This window comes from Roseibium salinum (genome assembly GCF_026240905.1).
GTDB lineage: Bacteria > Pseudomonadota > Alphaproteobacteria > Rhizobiales > Stappiaceae > Roseibium > Roseibium salinum.
The window spans coordinates 2,187,111-2,203,132 of the sequence record NZ_JAPEVI010000003.1; the positions used below are offsets into that span (position 1 = coordinate 2,187,111).

General features: G+C 61.0%; 18 protein-coding genes. 6 read left to right on the forward strand and 12 right to left on the reverse strand.

Annotation, left to right across the window (positions count from 1 at the left end; translation table 11 throughout):
- Positions 1 to 11: 11 nt before the first annotated feature.
- The 5 genes from ccoP to ON753_RS14710 all read right to left on the reverse strand — a co-directional run bounded on the left by ccoP (position 12) and on the right by ON753_RS14710 (position 4,273).
- Positions 12 to 890, reverse strand: coding sequence for a cytochrome-c oxidase, cbb3-type subunit III (gene ccoP, locus ON753_RS14690; RefSeq protein WP_265963373.1), 879 nt, complete (start codon positions 888 to 890; stop codon positions 12 to 14).
- A gap of 3 nt (positions 891 to 893) precedes the next feature.
- Complete coding sequence (locus ON753_RS14695) at positions 894 to 1,049, reverse strand: cbb3-type cytochrome c oxidase subunit 3 (RefSeq protein ID WP_265963374.1); 156 nt, start codon at positions 1,047 to 1,049, stop codon at positions 894 to 896.
- A 5-nt stretch (positions 1,050 to 1,054) separates the two neighbouring features.
- Positions 1,055 to 1,789, reverse strand: coding sequence for a cytochrome-c oxidase, cbb3-type subunit II (gene ccoO, locus ON753_RS14700; RefSeq protein ID WP_265963375.1), 735 nt, complete (start codon positions 1,787 to 1,789; stop codon positions 1,055 to 1,057).
- 10 nt (positions 1,790 to 1,799) lie between these two features.
- On the reverse strand, positions 1,800 to 3,455 hold the full coding sequence (gene ccoN / locus ON753_RS14705; protein WP_265963376.1) for a cytochrome-c oxidase, cbb3-type subunit I: 1,656 nt from the start codon (positions 3,453 to 3,455) through the stop codon (positions 1,800 to 1,802).
- A 365-nt stretch (positions 3,456 to 3,820) separates the two neighbouring features.
- A complete protein-coding gene (locus ON753_RS14710) occupies positions 3,821 to 4,273 on the reverse strand; it encodes a DUF1801 domain-containing protein (protein ID WP_265963377.1) in 453 nt (150 codons plus the stop codon).
- A gap of 191 nt (positions 4,274 to 4,464) precedes the next feature.
- Here ON753_RS14710 and ON753_RS14715 point away from each other — a divergent pair, with 191 nt between their 5' ends.
- Together ON753_RS14715 and ON753_RS14720 are read left to right on the forward strand one after the other, a co-directional pair.
- The gene (locus ON753_RS14715; RefSeq protein ID WP_265963378.1) at positions 4,465 to 5,610 is read left to right on the forward strand and encodes a serine hydroxymethyltransferase; all 1,146 of its coding nucleotides are present in this window, start codon (positions 4,465 to 4,467) and stop codon (positions 5,608 to 5,610) included.
- Positions 5,595 to 5,786, forward strand: coding sequence for a hypothetical protein (locus tag ON753_RS14720; protein WP_265963379.1), 192 nt, complete (start codon positions 5,595 to 5,597; stop codon positions 5,784 to 5,786). The genes ON753_RS14715 and ON753_RS14720 overlap by 16 nt, the downstream gene beginning before the upstream one ends.
- Before the next feature lie 39 nt (positions 5,787 to 5,825).
- Here the strand turns inward: ON753_RS14720 and ON753_RS14725 are convergent, their stop codons facing one another.
- Positions 5,826 to 6,782: an AbrB family transcriptional regulator gene (locus ON753_RS14725; protein ID WP_265963380.1), complete on the reverse strand. Its 957-nt coding sequence runs from the start codon at positions 6,780 to 6,782 to the stop codon at positions 5,826 to 5,828.
- A gap of 186 nt (positions 6,783 to 6,968) precedes the next feature.
- The gene (locus ON753_RS14730; protein WP_265963381.1) at positions 6,969 to 7,715 is read right to left on the reverse strand and encodes a glutathione S-transferase family protein; all 747 of its coding nucleotides are present in this window, start codon (positions 7,713 to 7,715) and stop codon (positions 6,969 to 6,971) included.
- Between the two features lie 83 nt (positions 7,716 to 7,798).
- Here ON753_RS14730 and ON753_RS26735 point away from each other — a divergent pair, with 83 nt between their 5' ends.
- Together ON753_RS26735 and hemN are read left to right on the forward strand one after the other, a co-directional pair.
- Positions 7,799 to 8,161 (forward strand): oxygen-independent coproporphyrinogen III oxidase, encoded by a 363-nt coding sequence (locus tag ON753_RS26735; RefSeq protein ID WP_323054739.1) that lies wholly within the window; start codon positions 7,799 to 7,801, stop codon positions 8,159 to 8,161.
- On the forward strand, positions 8,158 to 9,174 hold the full coding sequence (hemN, locus tag ON753_RS14735) for an oxygen-independent coproporphyrinogen III oxidase (RefSeq protein ID WP_470424749.1): 1,017 nt from the start codon (positions 8,158 to 8,160) through the stop codon (positions 9,172 to 9,174). Before ON753_RS26735 ends, hemN begins: the two co-directional genes overlap by 4 nt.
- A gap of 49 nt (positions 9,175 to 9,223) precedes the next feature.
- Here hemN and ON753_RS14740 read toward each other — a convergent pair whose 3' ends face one another.
- Positions 9,224 to 9,925 (reverse strand): Crp/Fnr family transcriptional regulator, encoded by a 702-nt coding sequence (locus ON753_RS14740; RefSeq protein ID WP_265963382.1) that lies wholly within the window; start codon positions 9,923 to 9,925, stop codon positions 9,224 to 9,226.
- Positions 9,926 to 10,046: 121 nt separating this feature from the next.
- Between ON753_RS14740 and ON753_RS14745 the strand changes: the two genes are divergently transcribed.
- Positions 10,047 to 10,565: a FecR domain-containing protein gene (locus ON753_RS14745; RefSeq protein ID WP_265963383.1), complete on the forward strand. Its 519-nt coding sequence runs from the start codon at positions 10,047 to 10,049 to the stop codon at positions 10,563 to 10,565.
- Complete coding sequence (locus ON753_RS14750) at positions 10,562 to 12,421, forward strand: CHASE2 domain-containing protein (RefSeq protein ID WP_265963384.1); 1,860 nt, start codon at positions 10,562 to 10,564, stop codon at positions 12,419 to 12,421. Before ON753_RS14745 ends, ON753_RS14750 begins: the two co-directional genes overlap by 4 nt.
- Positions 12,422 to 12,502: 81 nt before the next feature.
- On the opposite strand, the gene ON753_RS14755 is transcribed toward ON753_RS14750, so the two are convergent.
- From ON753_RS14755 to ON753_RS14770, 4 genes are all read right to left on the reverse strand, one after another.
- Positions 12,503 to 13,213 carry a Crp/Fnr family transcriptional regulator gene (locus ON753_RS14755; protein WP_265963385.1) on the reverse strand — a complete coding sequence of 237 codons (711 nt, stop codon included), beginning with the start codon at positions 13,211 to 13,213 and terminating at the stop codon, positions 12,503 to 12,505.
- A gap of 435 nt (positions 13,214 to 13,648) precedes the next feature.
- The gene (locus tag ON753_RS14760) at positions 13,649 to 13,990 is read right to left on the reverse strand and encodes a response regulator (protein ID WP_265963386.1); all 342 of its coding nucleotides are present in this window, start codon (positions 13,988 to 13,990) and stop codon (positions 13,649 to 13,651) included.
- Positions 13,991 to 14,139: 149 nt separating this feature from the next.
- Positions 14,140 to 14,751 (reverse strand): response regulator transcription factor, encoded by a 612-nt coding sequence (locus tag ON753_RS14765; RefSeq protein ID WP_265963387.1) that lies wholly within the window; start codon positions 14,749 to 14,751, stop codon positions 14,140 to 14,142.
- 6 nt (positions 14,752 to 14,757) lie between these two features.
- The gene (locus tag ON753_RS14770; protein WP_265963388.1) at positions 14,758 to 15,954 is read right to left on the reverse strand and encodes a two-component system sensor histidine kinase NtrB; all 1,197 of its coding nucleotides are present in this window, start codon (positions 15,952 to 15,954) and stop codon (positions 14,758 to 14,760) included.
- Positions 15,955 to 16,022 lie beyond the last annotated feature (68 nt).

Here is a 16,022-nt window from a genome sequence, read left to right on the forward strand (position 1 = left end):
AACGATCCGGCTTAAATGCCGCCACCGAAGGAATGGACGTAGAGCGTCAGCGATTTGATTGTCGCCGGGTCCAGACGGCCGGCCCATGCAGGCATGACGCCGTTGCGCGGGGTGTCGATCTGGGCCTTGATGTCCGCCAGGGACTTGCCATAGAGGTAGTTTGCCGACATCAGGCTCGGCGCGCCGACCTCCTGAATACCCTCCAGGCTTTCGCCGTGGCAGGCTGCGCAATTGTCCGCATAAAGCGTTTGTCCGGCAGCCAGGTCAACACCCTCTTCTGCGGTCAGTCCAACGCGGGAGGCGACGAAATTGGCAACCTGGTCGATCTCTTCGCCCGTAAGCAGCTCGTCCCGTCCGAAAGCCGGCATTTCGCCGAAGCGGGCTTCGTCATGGTCCGAGCGGATGCCGTATTGGAGCGAGGTGTGGATGTCCTCCAGCGTGCCACCCCAGATCCAGGTGTCATCCTGCAGGTTCGGGTAGCCTTCGGACCCCGCACCGCCGCCGCCGTGGCACGGAGCGCAGTTGTCGCCGAATGCGGCCTGTCCGTTGGCCAGGGCGAATTGCAGCAATTGCTGATCCTTGCCGATGTCCTCAAGGGGCGTGGCCACGACCTTGTCCGCAAACTCGGACCGGCCCGCGATGACTTCCTCATAGGCGGCAATCGCCTCGGCGCGCTGGTTGGCGCCCAGGATGCCGGTCGTATAGCTGGAGATCAGCGGCCAGGAGGGATAGAGCACCCAGTAGATCACCGCCCAGACGATGGTGACGTAGAACAGATACAGCCACCATTTCGGCAGGGGATTGTTCAGCTCCTTCAGACCGTCCCACTCGTGGCCGGTTGTCTCGACCCCGGAGACCTGGTCGATTTCCTTGTTATGTATGTCTGCCATGGATCAGTCCTCCCGGAGCGGGATTTGCGAGGCTTCGTCGAACTTTTCGCGGTTCTTCGGCCACAATGCGTAGGCCAGAACGATGCCAAACAGGATCATGAAGTAGAGTAGGCCCCAGGTCTGCGCGAAACCTGCGAAAGCGGAATACGTTTCGTTCATCGCCGTTACCTCGAGTTCGCCTTGTCGTCGTAGATTGAGAAGTCGACCATCGTGCCCAGCACCTGGAGATAGGCGACCAGAGCATCCATCTCGGTGACTTCGGCGGGATTGCCGTCGAAATCGCGGATGAGAGCAGTCGGATAGCGTTCCTCGAAGGCGTAGGCCGCGTCCGTGTCGGGAGATGCCTGACCCAGAATGTCCGACTTCGCATTGTCGACCTGGTCTTCGCTGTAAGGCACGCCAATGACCGTGTTGACGGAGAGCTGTGCCTTGATATCCCGTGTGTTCAGCTTGTTTTCCGCCAGGAACGGATAGCCGGGCATGATGGACGCCGGAACCAGCGAGCGCGGGTCTCTCAGGTGCTCGACATGCCAGGCGTCGGAATATTTTCCGCCGACGCGCGCAAGGTCGGGACCTGTGCGTTTGGAACCCCACTGGAACGGATGGTCATACATGGATTCCGCAGCCAGCGAGAAATGGCCGTAGCGCTCCAGTTCGTCACGCATCGGGCGGACCATCTGCGAGTGGCAGGTGTAGCAGCCCTCGCGGATGTAGATGTCGCGCCCGGCAAGCTCCAGCGGCGTATAGGGCCGCATGCCTTCCGTCTTCTCGATCGTGCTCTTCAGGTAGAAGAGCGGTGCGATCTCGACCAGGCCGCCGATGGCGACCATGACCAGAATGCCGATCAAGAGGACAAAGGAGTTCTTTTCAAAGACTTCGTGTTTTTTCCAAACTGACATTTCATCCCCCTTATTCGGCCGGAGCCAGGGAGCCAGCCGGTACGGTTTCTGCTTCTTCAGCTTCGCCGTGACGGACGGTCATCCAGAGATTGAAGGCCATGATCAGGGCGCCGAGCACGAAGAGCGCACCGCCGAGAGCACGGATGATATAGAAGGGATGCATCGCCTCGACGGTTTCCACGAAGGAGTATTCCAGGAAACCAAGCTTGTCGTAGGCGCGCCACATCAGGCCCTGCATGATGCCGGACACCCACATCGCGGTGATGTAGAGAACGATGCCCAGCGTCGACAGCCAGAAGTGCCAGTTCACCAGTTTCAGCGAGTAGAGGCTCTTCTTGTTCCACAGCCAGGGGATCAGGCAGTAGAGCGCACCGAAGGAGATGTAGCCCACCCAGCCGAGCGCACCGGAATGCACGTGGCCGATGGTCCAGTCGGTGTAATGCGACAGGGAGTTGACCGACCGCAGCGACATCAGCGGACCTTCGAAGGTCGACATGCCGTAGAAGGCGACGGAGACCACCATCATGCGCAGGACCGGATCGGTTCTGAGCTTGTCCCAGGCCCCGGAGAGCGTCATCAGGCCGTTGATCATGCCGCCCCAGGAGGGCATCCACAGGATGATCGAGAAGGTCGCACCGAGCGTCGAGGCCCATTGCGGCAGAGCCGTGTAGTGCAGGTGGTGCGGGCCGGCCCAGATGTAGATGAAGATCAGCGCCCAGAAGTGCACGATGGACAGGCGGTAGGAATAGACCGGCCGCTCGGCGCGCTTGGGGATGAAGTAATACATGATGGCCAGGAAGCCGGCGGTCAGGAAGAAGCCTACCGCGTTGTGGCCGTACCACCACTGCACCATTGCGTCCTGGACGCCCGACCAGACGATGTAGGACTTGGTCGAGTAGATCGAAACCGGGATCGTCAGGTTGTTGACGACGTGCAGCATGGCGATCGTGACGATGAAGGCCAGGTAGAACCAGTTGGCAACGTAGATATGCGGTTCCTTGCGCCTCCAGAGCGTGCCGAGGAAGAGCATCAGATAGGCGACCCAGACGATGGTCAGCCACAGGTCGGCGTACCATTCCGGCTCAGCGTATTCCTTGCTCTGCGTCGCGCCGAGCAGATAGCCTGTGCCCGCGATGAGGATGAAGACGTTGTAGCCGATGATGACGAACCACGGCAGGATCTTGCCCGGCATACGCGCCCGCGAGGTGCGCTGGACCACATACATGGAAGACGCCAGCAGCACGTTGCCGCCGAACGCAAAGATCACCGCGGATGTGTGCAACGGCCGCAAGCGGCCGAAATTCGTCCAGGGCAGATCGAAGTTCAGTGCCGGCCAGGCGAGCTGCAGCGCGATGATGAGGCCGACCGTGAACCCGGCAATGCCCCAGAACATTGCCGCGACCGACCCGAACTTCACCGGTCCGAAATTGTAGTTCGGCTTACCGTCGATTTCGGCCGGGATCGGCTCCCCGCCGTCATCGAAGTAGTTCTTGAATATGAAAAACACACTGACGGCGGCAACCAGTGCGCCGATCCCAGCATGAAATGCCATGACGTTATCGAAAGTCTTGCCCGCCACGATGATGCAGGCAAATGCAAGCAGCACAAGGAAGATGGCGAATCCGCCTTCCTCGAGCGAGACCATTTTGGCCTTGGTTTGTGCCATTTTATGCGCCCCAGTTTCTATAATCGTTACAACGTGCCAACGATGGGACGACCATGCGCACGAGTCCCCTCTGCGCGCGTTGATCCATATCAAGGGTGGCAGGTGGCGCCGAGGCGGCTGGCCCCTGGCTGGAACTGTTCGGGATCGGTCCCGGGCACCGGCTATTGGATCCGGGTTCGGGCACCGGGAACCTGAGCGCCGGTACGGCCCCTCATGTCCGATTACATCTTGTGCTGGAGAAACCCGCCGGGAAGCGGTACGGCAACTGCGTTCGCGCGATCAGGCCGGCTCGATCAGGAACCTGACGAATGGTTTTCCGCCTTGGGTCGGCGAGCAGGCCCGGTCGCGATCCGCGGCTTTGCCGTTCACAGTTTTTCGCCGGGCAACCGGCTGGCCTGCTTTACCCAGTCGACGAATTGGGCTTCATCGAACGGCTCGTCCTCGCGGATATCCAGATAGCGTACGTCCTGGTGCCTGGATTCGCCGAGTGGCATGGGTTGGAGCGAACGCCCGCGGAAGAACGTCACCTTCACGTATTTCGTGAAGCAGTGGTAGCTGAGAAACCATCCCTGGTCGTCGATGCCATAGAAGGGCGAGTTCCATTTCACCGCTTTCTTCACAGCAGGAACGGTCTCGTCGATGAGCGTGTCGAGCCGGCGGCCGACATCGTGCTTCCAGCCCGGCATCGCCTCGATATAGGCCTGCACGGGCGCATCGCCGTAGCCCTTTGGAATCTGCGGGTTGCCGCCCGAGAGTAGAACCGGCCCCTCGGATTTCGGGGCGGTGTCGGCCGATGTCTTGGCTGTCTTGCTGGCCATTTGACGCAACTCTCTGCCGGAAGTGACACATTCTGCATAGCCATTTTGCCACAACCTTTGAATTCATCAAAGGCCAAGAACAACCACACTGGATCGGGGCAGATTTTTCAGTCTATGCGTTTTCAAGAAACCGACTTGCGGCAAGGCAGGCAAATGAACACACTTTGCGACCTTTGATTTGGAGTTACGAGATGAGCGCAAGCGAGCTACGTCCCTGGCTGCCGGCACCGGCCGCCGCCCGCATCGACGACATTACCCGTTTCACTGCCCCCTTGACCTCGGCGCAGATTGCGGAGCGGATCGAAGCACTGGCGCGGGAGAACCGGAAGATCCACGAGCGCGACTGCTTCAATCTCAATCCGGCGACCAATGTGATGAACCCGCGGGCCGAAGCGCTCCTTGCCAGCGGTCTGGGCTCCCGTCCCTCCCTGGGCCATCCGGGCGACAAGTATGAAATGGGCCTTGAAGCCATCGAAGAGATCGAAGTCATCGCCGCCAATCTCGCCCGGGAGATTTTCAACGCCGCCTATGCTGAAATCCGGGTCGCCTCGGGCGCCCTTGCCAATCTCTATGCCTTCATGGCAACGACGAAGCCGGGCGACGCCATCATTGCCCCGCCTGCCTCGGTCGGCGGACATGTGACCCACCATGCGCCCGGCTGCGCAGGGCTTTACGGATTGGATATCCATGAAGCACCGGTCGAGCCGGGCCGATACACGATCGACCTTGACGGGCTGCGTGAACTTGCCCTGAAGGTTCGCCCGAAGCTGATCACCGTCGGCACGAGCCTCAATCTCTTCCCGCATCCGGTTGCCGCAATTCGCACCATCGCCGACGAGGTGGGGGCCCTGGTGCTGTTCGACGCGGCGCACCAGTGCGGCATGATCGCGGGAGGCATCTTCTCAGATCCGCTGGCGGAAGGTGCACACCTGATGACGATGAGCACCTACAAGAGCCTCGGCGGCCCGGCCGGCGGACTGATCGTCACCAACGAGCAGGAGCTTTCCAAACGGCTGGATGCAATCGCATTTCCGGGCCTGACCGCAAATTTCGACGTGGCGAAATCGGCCGCACTGGCCATCACGCTTCTGGACTGGCGGGACTACGGACCTGCCTATGCCGGAAGAATGGCCACGACCGCCAGCGCACTTGCCGGGGCACTTGCAGAGGAAGGCCTGCCGGTATTCTCCACCGTGAACGGCTACACCGCTTCGCATCAGTTCGCCCTTGAAGCCGCGTCCTTCGGCGGCGGGCAGACGGCTTCCAAAAAACTCCGCCAGGCCGGGTTTCTGGCCTGCGGGATCGGCCTGCCGATCCCCCCGTGGCCGATGACATGAACGGCCTCAGGCTGGGGACCCCGGAAATCGTGCGGTGGGGAATGACAGAGGAGGATATGCCCGAGCTTGCCCGCCTGATCGCGAAAGCCTTGCGCTCGAACGACCCGGAGGCGATGGCCGAACAGGTCGCGTCCTGGCGGCACGGCTTCGACAAGCTTCACTATATCTGGTCGTGAGCGCTGCAAGCCGGCCGCTCTTAACAGGCATGGCCTGGTTCACTTCCTGCCGAGAACCAGCGCCGTAACGAACGGCAGCAGCAGCACCATTGCCGTGAACCGTGCAATCTGATGGGCCGCGACGAAAGCCGGGTCGAGGTCTAGCATGAAGGCAAGCAGCGTCATGACCTCCAGACCGCCCGGCGCATAGGCGAGCAAGGCCTGGCCGAAGGGGATGCCCACCAGCCGGGCCACGATCCAGGCGCCGAGGATCGAGGTCAGGAAGGCGGCCGAGAAAGCCCCAAGCGAGGCACCAAGCACGCCGATGAACTGGCGCACGGTCATGGCACCGAAACGACAGCCGATATGCGCCCCCATCATGACGAAACAGGACAACACGACGACGTCCGGCAGGACCAGTGTCAGAGCGCCCGTGGCGTTCAGGCCGGCGCTCATGAAGAAGGCCCCGGTCATCCAGCCGCCGGGGATCCTTGTCTTGACCGCGATCCAGCTGGCGGCCAGGCAGAGGGGCAATCCGATGAGGAAATCCAGCGGCCTTGCCACCAGGTCCGAAGTGCCGTTCCCGTCCGCCCCGCCGCTTGAGGAGACGACCGCGAAAGGCAGTATCGCCACCAGCACGAACAGGCGCAGCGACTGGCTGGAGGCGATGCGTGGCAGATCGGCGCCCCGCTCGGTGGCAAGCGCCATCACATAGGACAGCGCTCCCGGTATGGCGCCGAAATAGGCCGTCTCTTTCGACCACTTGGCGCCATAGTGCAAAACCACGTAGCCGGCGAGTGTCACGCTGATCATCACCGCCACCAGCATGGCCATGGAAACCGGCCATTCGCCGATCCGCTCGACCACATCCGGCCGGACGCCGCCGCCCATGGAAATACCGATCATGACGAACAGCGCATCCCGGAGCCGGACCGGCATGAGCGTGGGCACGCCGGACAGGGTCGCGGCCGCGACGAACACCATGGCGCCCGAGAGCCAGGCGGCGGGAAGGTCCATCAGGCTAAACGCCCCTCCCCCAGGGCGGCGATCAGGAGCGTGACGGACAGGCGTCCGGCGGCCGTGTCAAACAGGGGAAAGGGCATCACATTCCATCAGGGTTCGTGGGGCTCTGCGCCATATAATCGTGTTGATCGCCCTTTGCATGGTTGATTGCATCGATCAACATGAACAAGTTGTGCAGTATCAGGCTGTAGCGCCCGGCGAACGCACGGGTACCGGAGCGGTGAACGGCAGGCCGTCTATCAGCTCCATCCGGCACGCCTTGCGCACAGCCGGCCGCGCTTCCAATTGTTCCAGCAAAAACCGCAACTTCGGCGTATCCGCCAGGTTCCACCTGTCCTGATTGCGATAGATCTGAGCCCACCGCGCGCAACCTGCCAGGTAATAATCGGCGCAGGTCGGTTCGTCGCCAAGGAGAAACGGACCGCCGGTTTCCGCGATTTCCCGCTCCAGATGCCCGAAGCTTGCCGCGATCCTCCCGATCAGGGTTTGCGAGAACAGCTCAAGCCCGTCCTCCTGCGGGAAATACCGCTGCGGCCTGAAGGAAATCCGCAGATCCGAATGCAGCGTGTTGGAGATGAAAAACAGCCATTTGAGAAACCGTCCCCAGGCGGGGGACTTTCGCGCAGGCGCCAGCGCCTGATATCTGTCCGCCAGGAAGAGCAGGATCGCGCCGGTTTCGAAGACGGGCGCATCCTGACCAGGCACTTCCAGCACCGGGATGAGACCCTGCGGGTTGAGCCTCCGATAGGCCGCGGATTTCTGCTGTGCAGCCAGCCTGTCAACCGGAACATCCTCATAAGGAATGCCGAGTTCCTCCAGCACCATGCGGATGACAAGATTGGCGCTGTCCGGCGAGCCATGGAGACGGTAGCGCCGAGAGCGCCCGCCGCCGGCGGCAAAAGCGGAACTGGTGGATAAATCGCGCACTCGGCACCTCCCAAATACATCCTGACAAACGGACTTGAGGAAAATCAAGGCACGATCCGGCGAGATGCCGGAAAGATGCGCCCATGATGAAAGACCCGCTTTCCCACGCCCTGCGCACAGTTCCGCGCTACACGAGCTATCCGACCGCGCCGCAGTTCCATGAAGGCGTGACGGCGGACACCTATGCCTACTGGCTTAGAAGGCTGACGCCGGCCGACTCGCTGTCGCTCTATCTGCATGTGCCCTATTGCAGGGAACTTTGCCACTATTGCGGTTGCCACACCAAGGCGACGCGTCAGGAAGCGCCGCTGAAAGCCTATGCAACGACACTGGCCCAGGAAGTCGGCCTCGTGGGCAAGCTGCTGCAGCAGGCCGGGCCCGTGCGGCACATTCACTGGGGGGCGGAACACCAAGCCTGCTGCCGCGCGAGGGCTTCGTCGAGCTGATGGCCGTGATGCGCATGCTGTTCGATTTCGCGCCGGACATGGAGCACGCCATCGAACTGGACCCGAGGCTTGTCACGGCAGAACTCGCCGACACCCTCGCCCTGGCCGGTGTCAACCGGGCAAGCCTGGGCGTGCAGGATTTCGACCTCCAGGTTCAGAAAGCCATCGGGCGCGTTCAGCCGTATGAGGTCGTTGCGAAAGCCACTGCCCATTTGCGCCGCGTCGGACTGACGGCGCTCAATTTTGACCTGATGTACGGGCTTCCCGGCCAGACGCCGGAAACGATACGGGATTCGGTCGACAAGACACTGTCGCTCGCCCCGGGCCGGATTGCCCTTTTTGGTTACGCGCATGTTCCGTGGATGCGCAAGCACCAGCGGCTGATCGATGAAAGCGCGCTGCCGTCAGCGGCCGAACGGCTGCAACTGGCCGACCTTGCCCGCTCCGAACTCCTGAAAGCCGGCTATGTGGCCATCGGCCTCGATCATTTTGCCCGCGCCGACGACAGCATGGCCATTGCATTGGCCGACGGCTCGCTCAAACGCAATTTTCAGGGCTACACGACGGACCAGGGCGAACAGCTGATCGGCTTCGGCGTGTCCTCCATCGGCAAACTGTCGACCGGATATATCCAGAACATGCTGGACGTGGGCAACTGGCGCCGCAGCATCGAAGAAGGAAAGCTGCCGGTCTTGAAAGGACTGGCGCTCTCGACCGACGACCGCATGCGCGGCCGGATCATCGAAGACCTGATGACCAATTACGCCTGCGACCTGACGCCGATCGTCAGGCATTACGGGCGGTCCCTCCGTAGCCTGAGTGATTCATTCGCCGCATTGAAAGACCTTGCTGCCGATGGACTGGTCGAGCTTGACCTGAGCGCCGGCCACAGTGCGAAGGTTCGCGTCACCGAATCCGGACGCCCCTATGTCCGGCTTGCCGCAGCCGCCTTCGACGCCTATCTGGGCGACAGCCTGGCATCGGGCAAGGCGAGGCACTCAATCGCGGTCTGAAACCCGCGAACCAACAAATTGGCCGCGGTCGCGATCACCTGGACCGGCTTCATTCCTCTTCCGCAAGGGCTTCCAGGCCGGCCCTGTCACGGATGATGAGCCATCCGCTCTTGAGTTCAACCAGGCCGGATTTTTGCCACTTGCCCAGGCAACGGTTGACGTTTTCCCTCGTATTCCCGGTCATGCTTGCGATTTCCGACTGTGACAAGGAGAGCTTGGTCAACGGCTTCTCTTCACTGCCGGGCGCGGCAACGGTGACGCGCAGCAGCAGCCGCGCAAGGCGCGACGACAGGTTCATGAAGGCGAATTCCATCATCCGTTCGTCGGACCGTCTCACGCGCTTGCACAGCAGTTCGATAAGACGAATGGAAAGCGCGGGATTTCGGTTGAGGACGTCCAGAAGGGAGCGTCTTTCCAGCACGACCAGCGTGCAATTGGTGAGCGCGTGCACACCCGCGGACCGTTCTCCGCCATCCAGAAGGGCGATCTCCCCAAAGACGTCGCCCGCCTGGAGCTCCGTGAGCGTGACGTCTCGAGCACTTGGCGTGAGCACCGAGACCCGTACCGAACCTTCGGCAATGGCCATCATGCTCTGGCCGGGGGTCCCCGCATCAAAGATGACGTCGCCCGAGGAATACCGCTTCACGTGGGCGAATTCCGCCAGTTCACGCCGACTTTGTTCGTCGAGGGCCTCGAAGATAAAGCTCCGGCCCAACAATTCTTCCTTGTTCAGGGTTTCGACAGCTGGCATGTGGTGAACCTTGTTAAATGCATTTGGCCAGTCCAACGCTGGCGACTATGATAGATGTGGATTAGCATTTTCCACAATATGGGGACAGCCAGTCTCTATTCGACAGCCAATTGAGAAACCGATGTCAACATATCAATGCAAATGGCTCCTTGCGATCGCATGGCTGTTGCTCGCAGCTTCCGCGCCGGCTTCCGCCCAGCAGGTTGACGGCTGCGACACCGCGGAGCGCCGCGATCCGCCCCGGATCATCTATGAGTGCGCAAACGGTCTCGTGTTCGAAGCGGAGGCCGCGGCTCAATTCGACATTCAAAGCAGTGGCGGTCAGCCCAGACCCGAAGCGATCCGCCTCGAGGGCGATGCGGTGCTGATCGAGGTCGAACCTGACAGCGGCTCCTTTCAGATCCTGACACCTCATGCAATCGCCGCCGTCCGCGGGACGGTCTACGTGGTCGATGTCACGGCTGATATGACCTCGGTCTTTGTCGTGCGCGGCCAGGTCGAGGTCTCACGGCTCGACGGATCGGACCAGGTGTTGTTGTCGGCCGGCGACGGCGTGGAGGTCACTGACACCACGCCTTTGACCGTGAAGCAGTGGCCGCCTGAAAAGGTCGACAGACTGCTCGCCCGCTTTGCGCGATGAGATCCAGACTTCCCCTCCTGTTCGCGCTTCCCGTGTTGCTGGGCGCGTGTCTATGGGTCGGGTGGCTGGTACAAACACACCTGTCCGGACGGGCCAGCCTGCTGGACAGAGCGGAAACGGTTCTGCTGGACCTGCGCATTCTCGTGATTGGCCAGCGCAAGCCGCCTGATGACGTGGTGATCGTGGCGATTGACGACCGGACCGTGACTGCAGCGGGGCGGTACCCGATCGGCCGTGACAAGCTCGCCGGCCTTGTCGAGAAAATCAGACTGGCCGGTGCGCGGTCGCTGGCCATCGACATTCTGCTGATTGAAGAAACCACCCGCGCCGATGACGAACGCCTGGCGGAGGCAATCAGCAAGGTTCCGGCGGTGATCGCGGCGGCCGGACAGTTTGAAAGCAAGATCTCGGGCAGTGCCACTCTCCCTACGCCCGACACGGTCCTCTACCCCCTGCACGTGTTCAAGAGCGTCGCACGCACGGGCCTCGTCAATCTGGCGACCGATGCGGGCGGGACCCCGCGCCATGTTCCGGTTGTCTTTACAACGGGGACCGGCCCGGAGCCGTCCTTCGTTCTTGCGGCGGTGGCGGCGCATCTCGGCGAAATGCCTTCCCTGGCGCACAATGCCCTCAATATCGGTGACAGACAGCAGCCGCTCGATTTTGCCTTGCACATGCCACTGAACTATTATGGACCCGGCGGAACGGTTCGAACCATAAGCGCGCAGACGGTTCTTGACGGAGGCGAACCCGGCAAGCCGCTGGACGGGCGGCTTGTGCTGGTCGGAACGACAGCAGTCGGCGTAGGCGACAAGTTCGGCACACCATTCGACCAGATCATGCCGGGGGTGGAAGTGATGGCGACGGGCATAGCGAATCTTCTCGACGGATCCGCCCTTGTCCGCAATGGCACCGTTCGCTGGATCGATGCGATTGCCGCCGTGCTGCTGACCGCCGGGGCGCTCGCGACGCTGATCGTTCTGCCGCTGTCGCACGCAACCGTTCTCTACCTCCTGTCGCTCGCAGTGTGGATGGTGGCCATCACAGCCGGTTTCATGCAGGGGTTCTGGCTGAGCGGTGCCCTGCCGGTCGCGGCAAGTCTGCCACCGGTCGTTCTGCTTGCGATCGTGAAGCAGGTCTATGACCGGCGGCAGGCGCGGCGGTTCGAAGTCGCCACCGATGCCCTCAGCCGCTTTCACGCGCCGGACCTTGCAAACCGGATTGCCGAGGATCCTGATTTCCTGCTCAGACCTGTCGAACAGGACGCAGCGATCCTTTTTGTCGATCTTGCCGGTTTCACCGGGCTCAGCGAACGAATGGGGCCGGTGCGAACGCGCGACATTCTCAAGACGTTTCATACGCTCGTGGTGAATGAGACGGTCGGCAACAACGGTGTCGTTTTGGATTTCATGGGAGACGGCGCGATGATCTGTTTCGGCATAACAGGCGCCCGTCCCGGGAACGCCGATGATGCGGTCAGGTGCGCATTCGACCTTGTCGCCGCCGTGCGGGGCTGGATCGCGTCCTCCGGTTTGAACCTCGATATCACCGATGTGCGGGTGGGCGGGCATTTCGGCCCGGTCGTTCTGTCCCGCCTGGGTCACGACAGCCAGCAGCAGATTGCCGCGACAGGCGATTGCGTCAATGTTGCAAGCCGCCTTATGGAAGCGGGCAAGAGCTTCCAGACATCCGTTGCGCTTTCGCAAACCCTCATGTCTGCGGCAGGGTCATGCAAACCAGTTCCGCCGCGGATGGAAACGGTCGTCATCCGCGGCCGGCGCCAGGATATTCAGGCGGGGCTGTGGACGAGCGAGGAAGCCTGCGCTCTTAGTTCCAGCAACTTTGCCGCCGGCTGAGCGGCGGAGCCTCGCCAAAAAAACAGGGCCGCGCATTTCTCGCGGCCCTGTCGTTGCCTGATCGTTCAGCCGCGGCCGGTATCAGTGCATACCGGTCATCTGGCACAGTCCGCACACCCTGTTGAGGTGGATACGGTCGGCCTTGTCGGCACGGATCACACCGCGGCGTTTCAGGTCGGACACCACCCGGCTGACGGTTTCGATAGTCAGCCCGAGATAGTCGGCAATTTCCTGACGGGTCATGTGCAGGTGCAGGTCGAAGCCGTCATCGGCGTCTCCGACGGGGCCGATACAGCTGGCCCCACCGCGATCCGGAACCAGATACATCAGGAAGCTCGCGACGCGCTCGACCGCCGACTTGCGGCCGAGCAAGACCGCGTGCTCGTGGAGGGCGCGCATCTGGTTGGTCAGGCATTTTGCCAGGGAGCGCTGCAATTCGTCGGAGCGCTCGACATGCCGCAGTTCGATCTCCTGCACTTCCGCCTCGGTAAGCGTTTCGGCGGTGCAGTCATACTCGTCGCTGCCTGCCAGCCCGAAAACATCTCCCGGCCGCAAGACCTCCACAACCTGGCGGCGGCCATCGGGCAGGAGCTTGTAGAGCATCACCGACCCCTTGACCAATTCATAGAGCCGTTTGACCGGATCGCCCTGGTAATAGACGACGGCATGCGCGCCGTAGCGTGCGGCCTTGCCGCCAAAATCGGCAAACGACGTCTTGCCGGGAGCGCAAACGGGAGCGCCACTTGGCCTCACGCCGGAAATCTGACCTGCGCCAACATCGAAATATGCCATAAAACCCTCCTTCGTGCAGACATGCACGGCTATGACTGCAAGATCAGCGGCTTTTGCTTGGGGAGGTACTTAAACGCCTGGGAGGAGATTGAGTAGTCCTGACCGCTGATACCTGGCGCCCCGTCCGACGCCCTGTAACTCACCAGTCGACACTAACCATCTAAATGCGTTAGTGAAATTCGGTCCAATGCGTAAGAGAAACTACATATGAGGTCGATTGACGCAGATGCAGATAACCTGTCATCGATGATGACTTGAGCGTCGGTTTTATTAGATAAATTCTAAACTTGCGGGGATTTTTGACCGTCGCCCGGGAAGTCCGGGACAATCATTGCTGCGTTTTGTTCTGTCCGATCATGTAATCAGCGAAATTGCTCACCTATCAAGACATACGTCCGAAACCCGGCACATCGCTGCGGATCACGTGGCAGCGTTTCAGTTCATCGCCTTCGTGATCATTTCGATGGACAGCGGCTTTCGCAATATTTTCAGCCCGGGCAGAGCCTTCAGGTGCGTCAGAAGTCTCGCCTGTGGTTTGCCGGTTATGGCAAGGATCCTTGGCGGATCGGGCAGGTGTCTTATTTTGCGAATGACATCGACGCCGCTTATGCCGGGCAGGCCGAGGTCGATAATGACCCAGTCCTCCGAAGCCAGCTCTGCACGGGCCAGGAAGGTTTCGCCGTCAGGATATGTCACTGGACGATGTTCGAGCCCTTCGAGCGCCACAGCCAGCGCGTCGGCAACCGCCTCATCGTCTTCGATGATATGAATGTTCACTAAAAAAAACACATCCTCAAGGCGCGGCGGTATTGCCGTGCCACTGGCTATAAATAAGCCAGAATCTCACCTTTCGATGTACGGAAAAATACGGTATCGCAGCACTACTTATCTGATTTTTCGCTGGCTACCGGCAGGTTTCCGTATCGTCAACCTGCTGTGGGATGGCCTAGTACGATGCGCACAAGATCAGCTGCGTTGCGCGCACCCAGTTTTTCCATGATCCGGGCGCGGTGGACTTCGACCGTTCTCGGGCTGATGCCAAGCGTTCTGCCGGCTTCCTTGTTGGAGGCGCCTTCCGTGATTTCCTTCACCACCTCCAGTTCACGCCGGGTGAGTAGTTCCGCACCGGGGAACGAGACATTCTTCTCGATCGGCTGCCGCTCGTTCATGGCGGCAATGCCTTCTTTCACCCGCTCCAGCACCGTTTCGGCGTTAAACGGCTTTTCGACGAAATCAAAGGCACCGTTCCGGATGGCCTCGACGGCCATCGGGATATCGCCCTGCCCTGAAATGATGAAAATCGGCGCCGGATAGTTCTCCGCATTCAGCGCCTTGAGGATTTCGATCCCCGAACGGCCGGGCATGTGCACGTCCAGCATGACACAGGCCGGAACGGCCCTGCTCGCGGAATCGATGAAAGTATCCCCGTCCGAGAAGGTCTCGACCACATACCCTTCCATGTTGAACAGGACCGACAGGGCATCGCGCACCGCTGGGTCATCGTCAACGATATAAATGGCGTCCGCGTCAGCGCTCATATCCGTCTATTCCTCAGCTATTTGATTCTTCATAAGAGAGTTCAGGTGCCGCGACGCAGAGTCATCCGGCAAATCCACGGGCAAAGTCAGCAGGAACGACGCCCCGCCGCCGTCCGGCTGCGGCTCAAGCCTCAAATCGCCGCCGTGATTTTGCGCAATGGAGCGGGAAATCGCCAATCCCAATCCGACGCCCTTTTCCTTCACGCCACTAAAGGCCCGGAACAGGCTTTCCACAAGCTCCCTGGGGACACCCGGCCCGTTGTCCCTGACGCGGAATTCCAGCGCGTCCCCATTTCTGTGGACGGACAACGTAACCTTCTTGTCCGCCAGGTCCGAAACCGCTTCGCGCGCATTGCGCAGGAGATTGATCAGGATCTGCCGGATCTGCACCGGATCCGCCATGAGTGGCGGGAGTTCGGGTTCCACTTCGGCATGAAGATAGGCCGCACCTTCACCGCTTCCAAGCTCCGCCATTTCCAGGCAGTTTCTCACAAGCTCCTGAACGTCCAAGGTCTCGCGCGCAGGCGCCTTCTTCTCAACGAGCTGACGCATGCGCTGGATGATTTCGCCCGCTCTTTCCGCCTCGCGGACGGCCTTGTCGATCACTTCGAGAATCAAGGGATCAAGCGAGGCATCCGCCTTGGCCCTGCGCGACACCGACTGCAGGTAGAGCAATATGGCGGTCAGGGGCTGGTTGAGCTCGTGGGCGATCGCCGCGCCCATTTCATCCAGGGCGCTGATCCGGGTCATATGGAGGAGCTGCGCCTGGGCCTTGGCGAGCCTGTCCTCCATCTGCTTGCGCGACCGCAGGTCACGCAAGATGCCGATGAATTGCCGCCCGGCGGGCGTGGAAGCCTCGCCGACGGAGAGTTCGATCGGGAAGACCGTTCCGTCCTTGTGCCGGCCCTGCACTTCCCGGCCTATGCCGATGATCTTCCTTTCGCCTGTTTCCAGGTAATTGTTCAGGTAGGCGTCATGTGCCCGCGCATAGTCTTCCGGCATGATCCGGTTGACGTTTCGCCCCAGAAGATCCGCCGCTTCGTAGCCGAAGAGGTCCTCGCAGGCCTTGTTGAAGGACAGGACCTGCCCCCGGTCGTTGATGACGACAATGCCGTCTGCGGCCGTGTCGAACACGCTTGCCAGACGCGCCTCCGACTCCGCCGCATTTTCTCTGTTCTGGTCTACGACCTCGTCGCCTGACATCGCGGTGCCCTTGTGGAAATCCAATCCATCCAAGGTTAAGGGCTTTCACGTATGCCAGCAACCCGTGA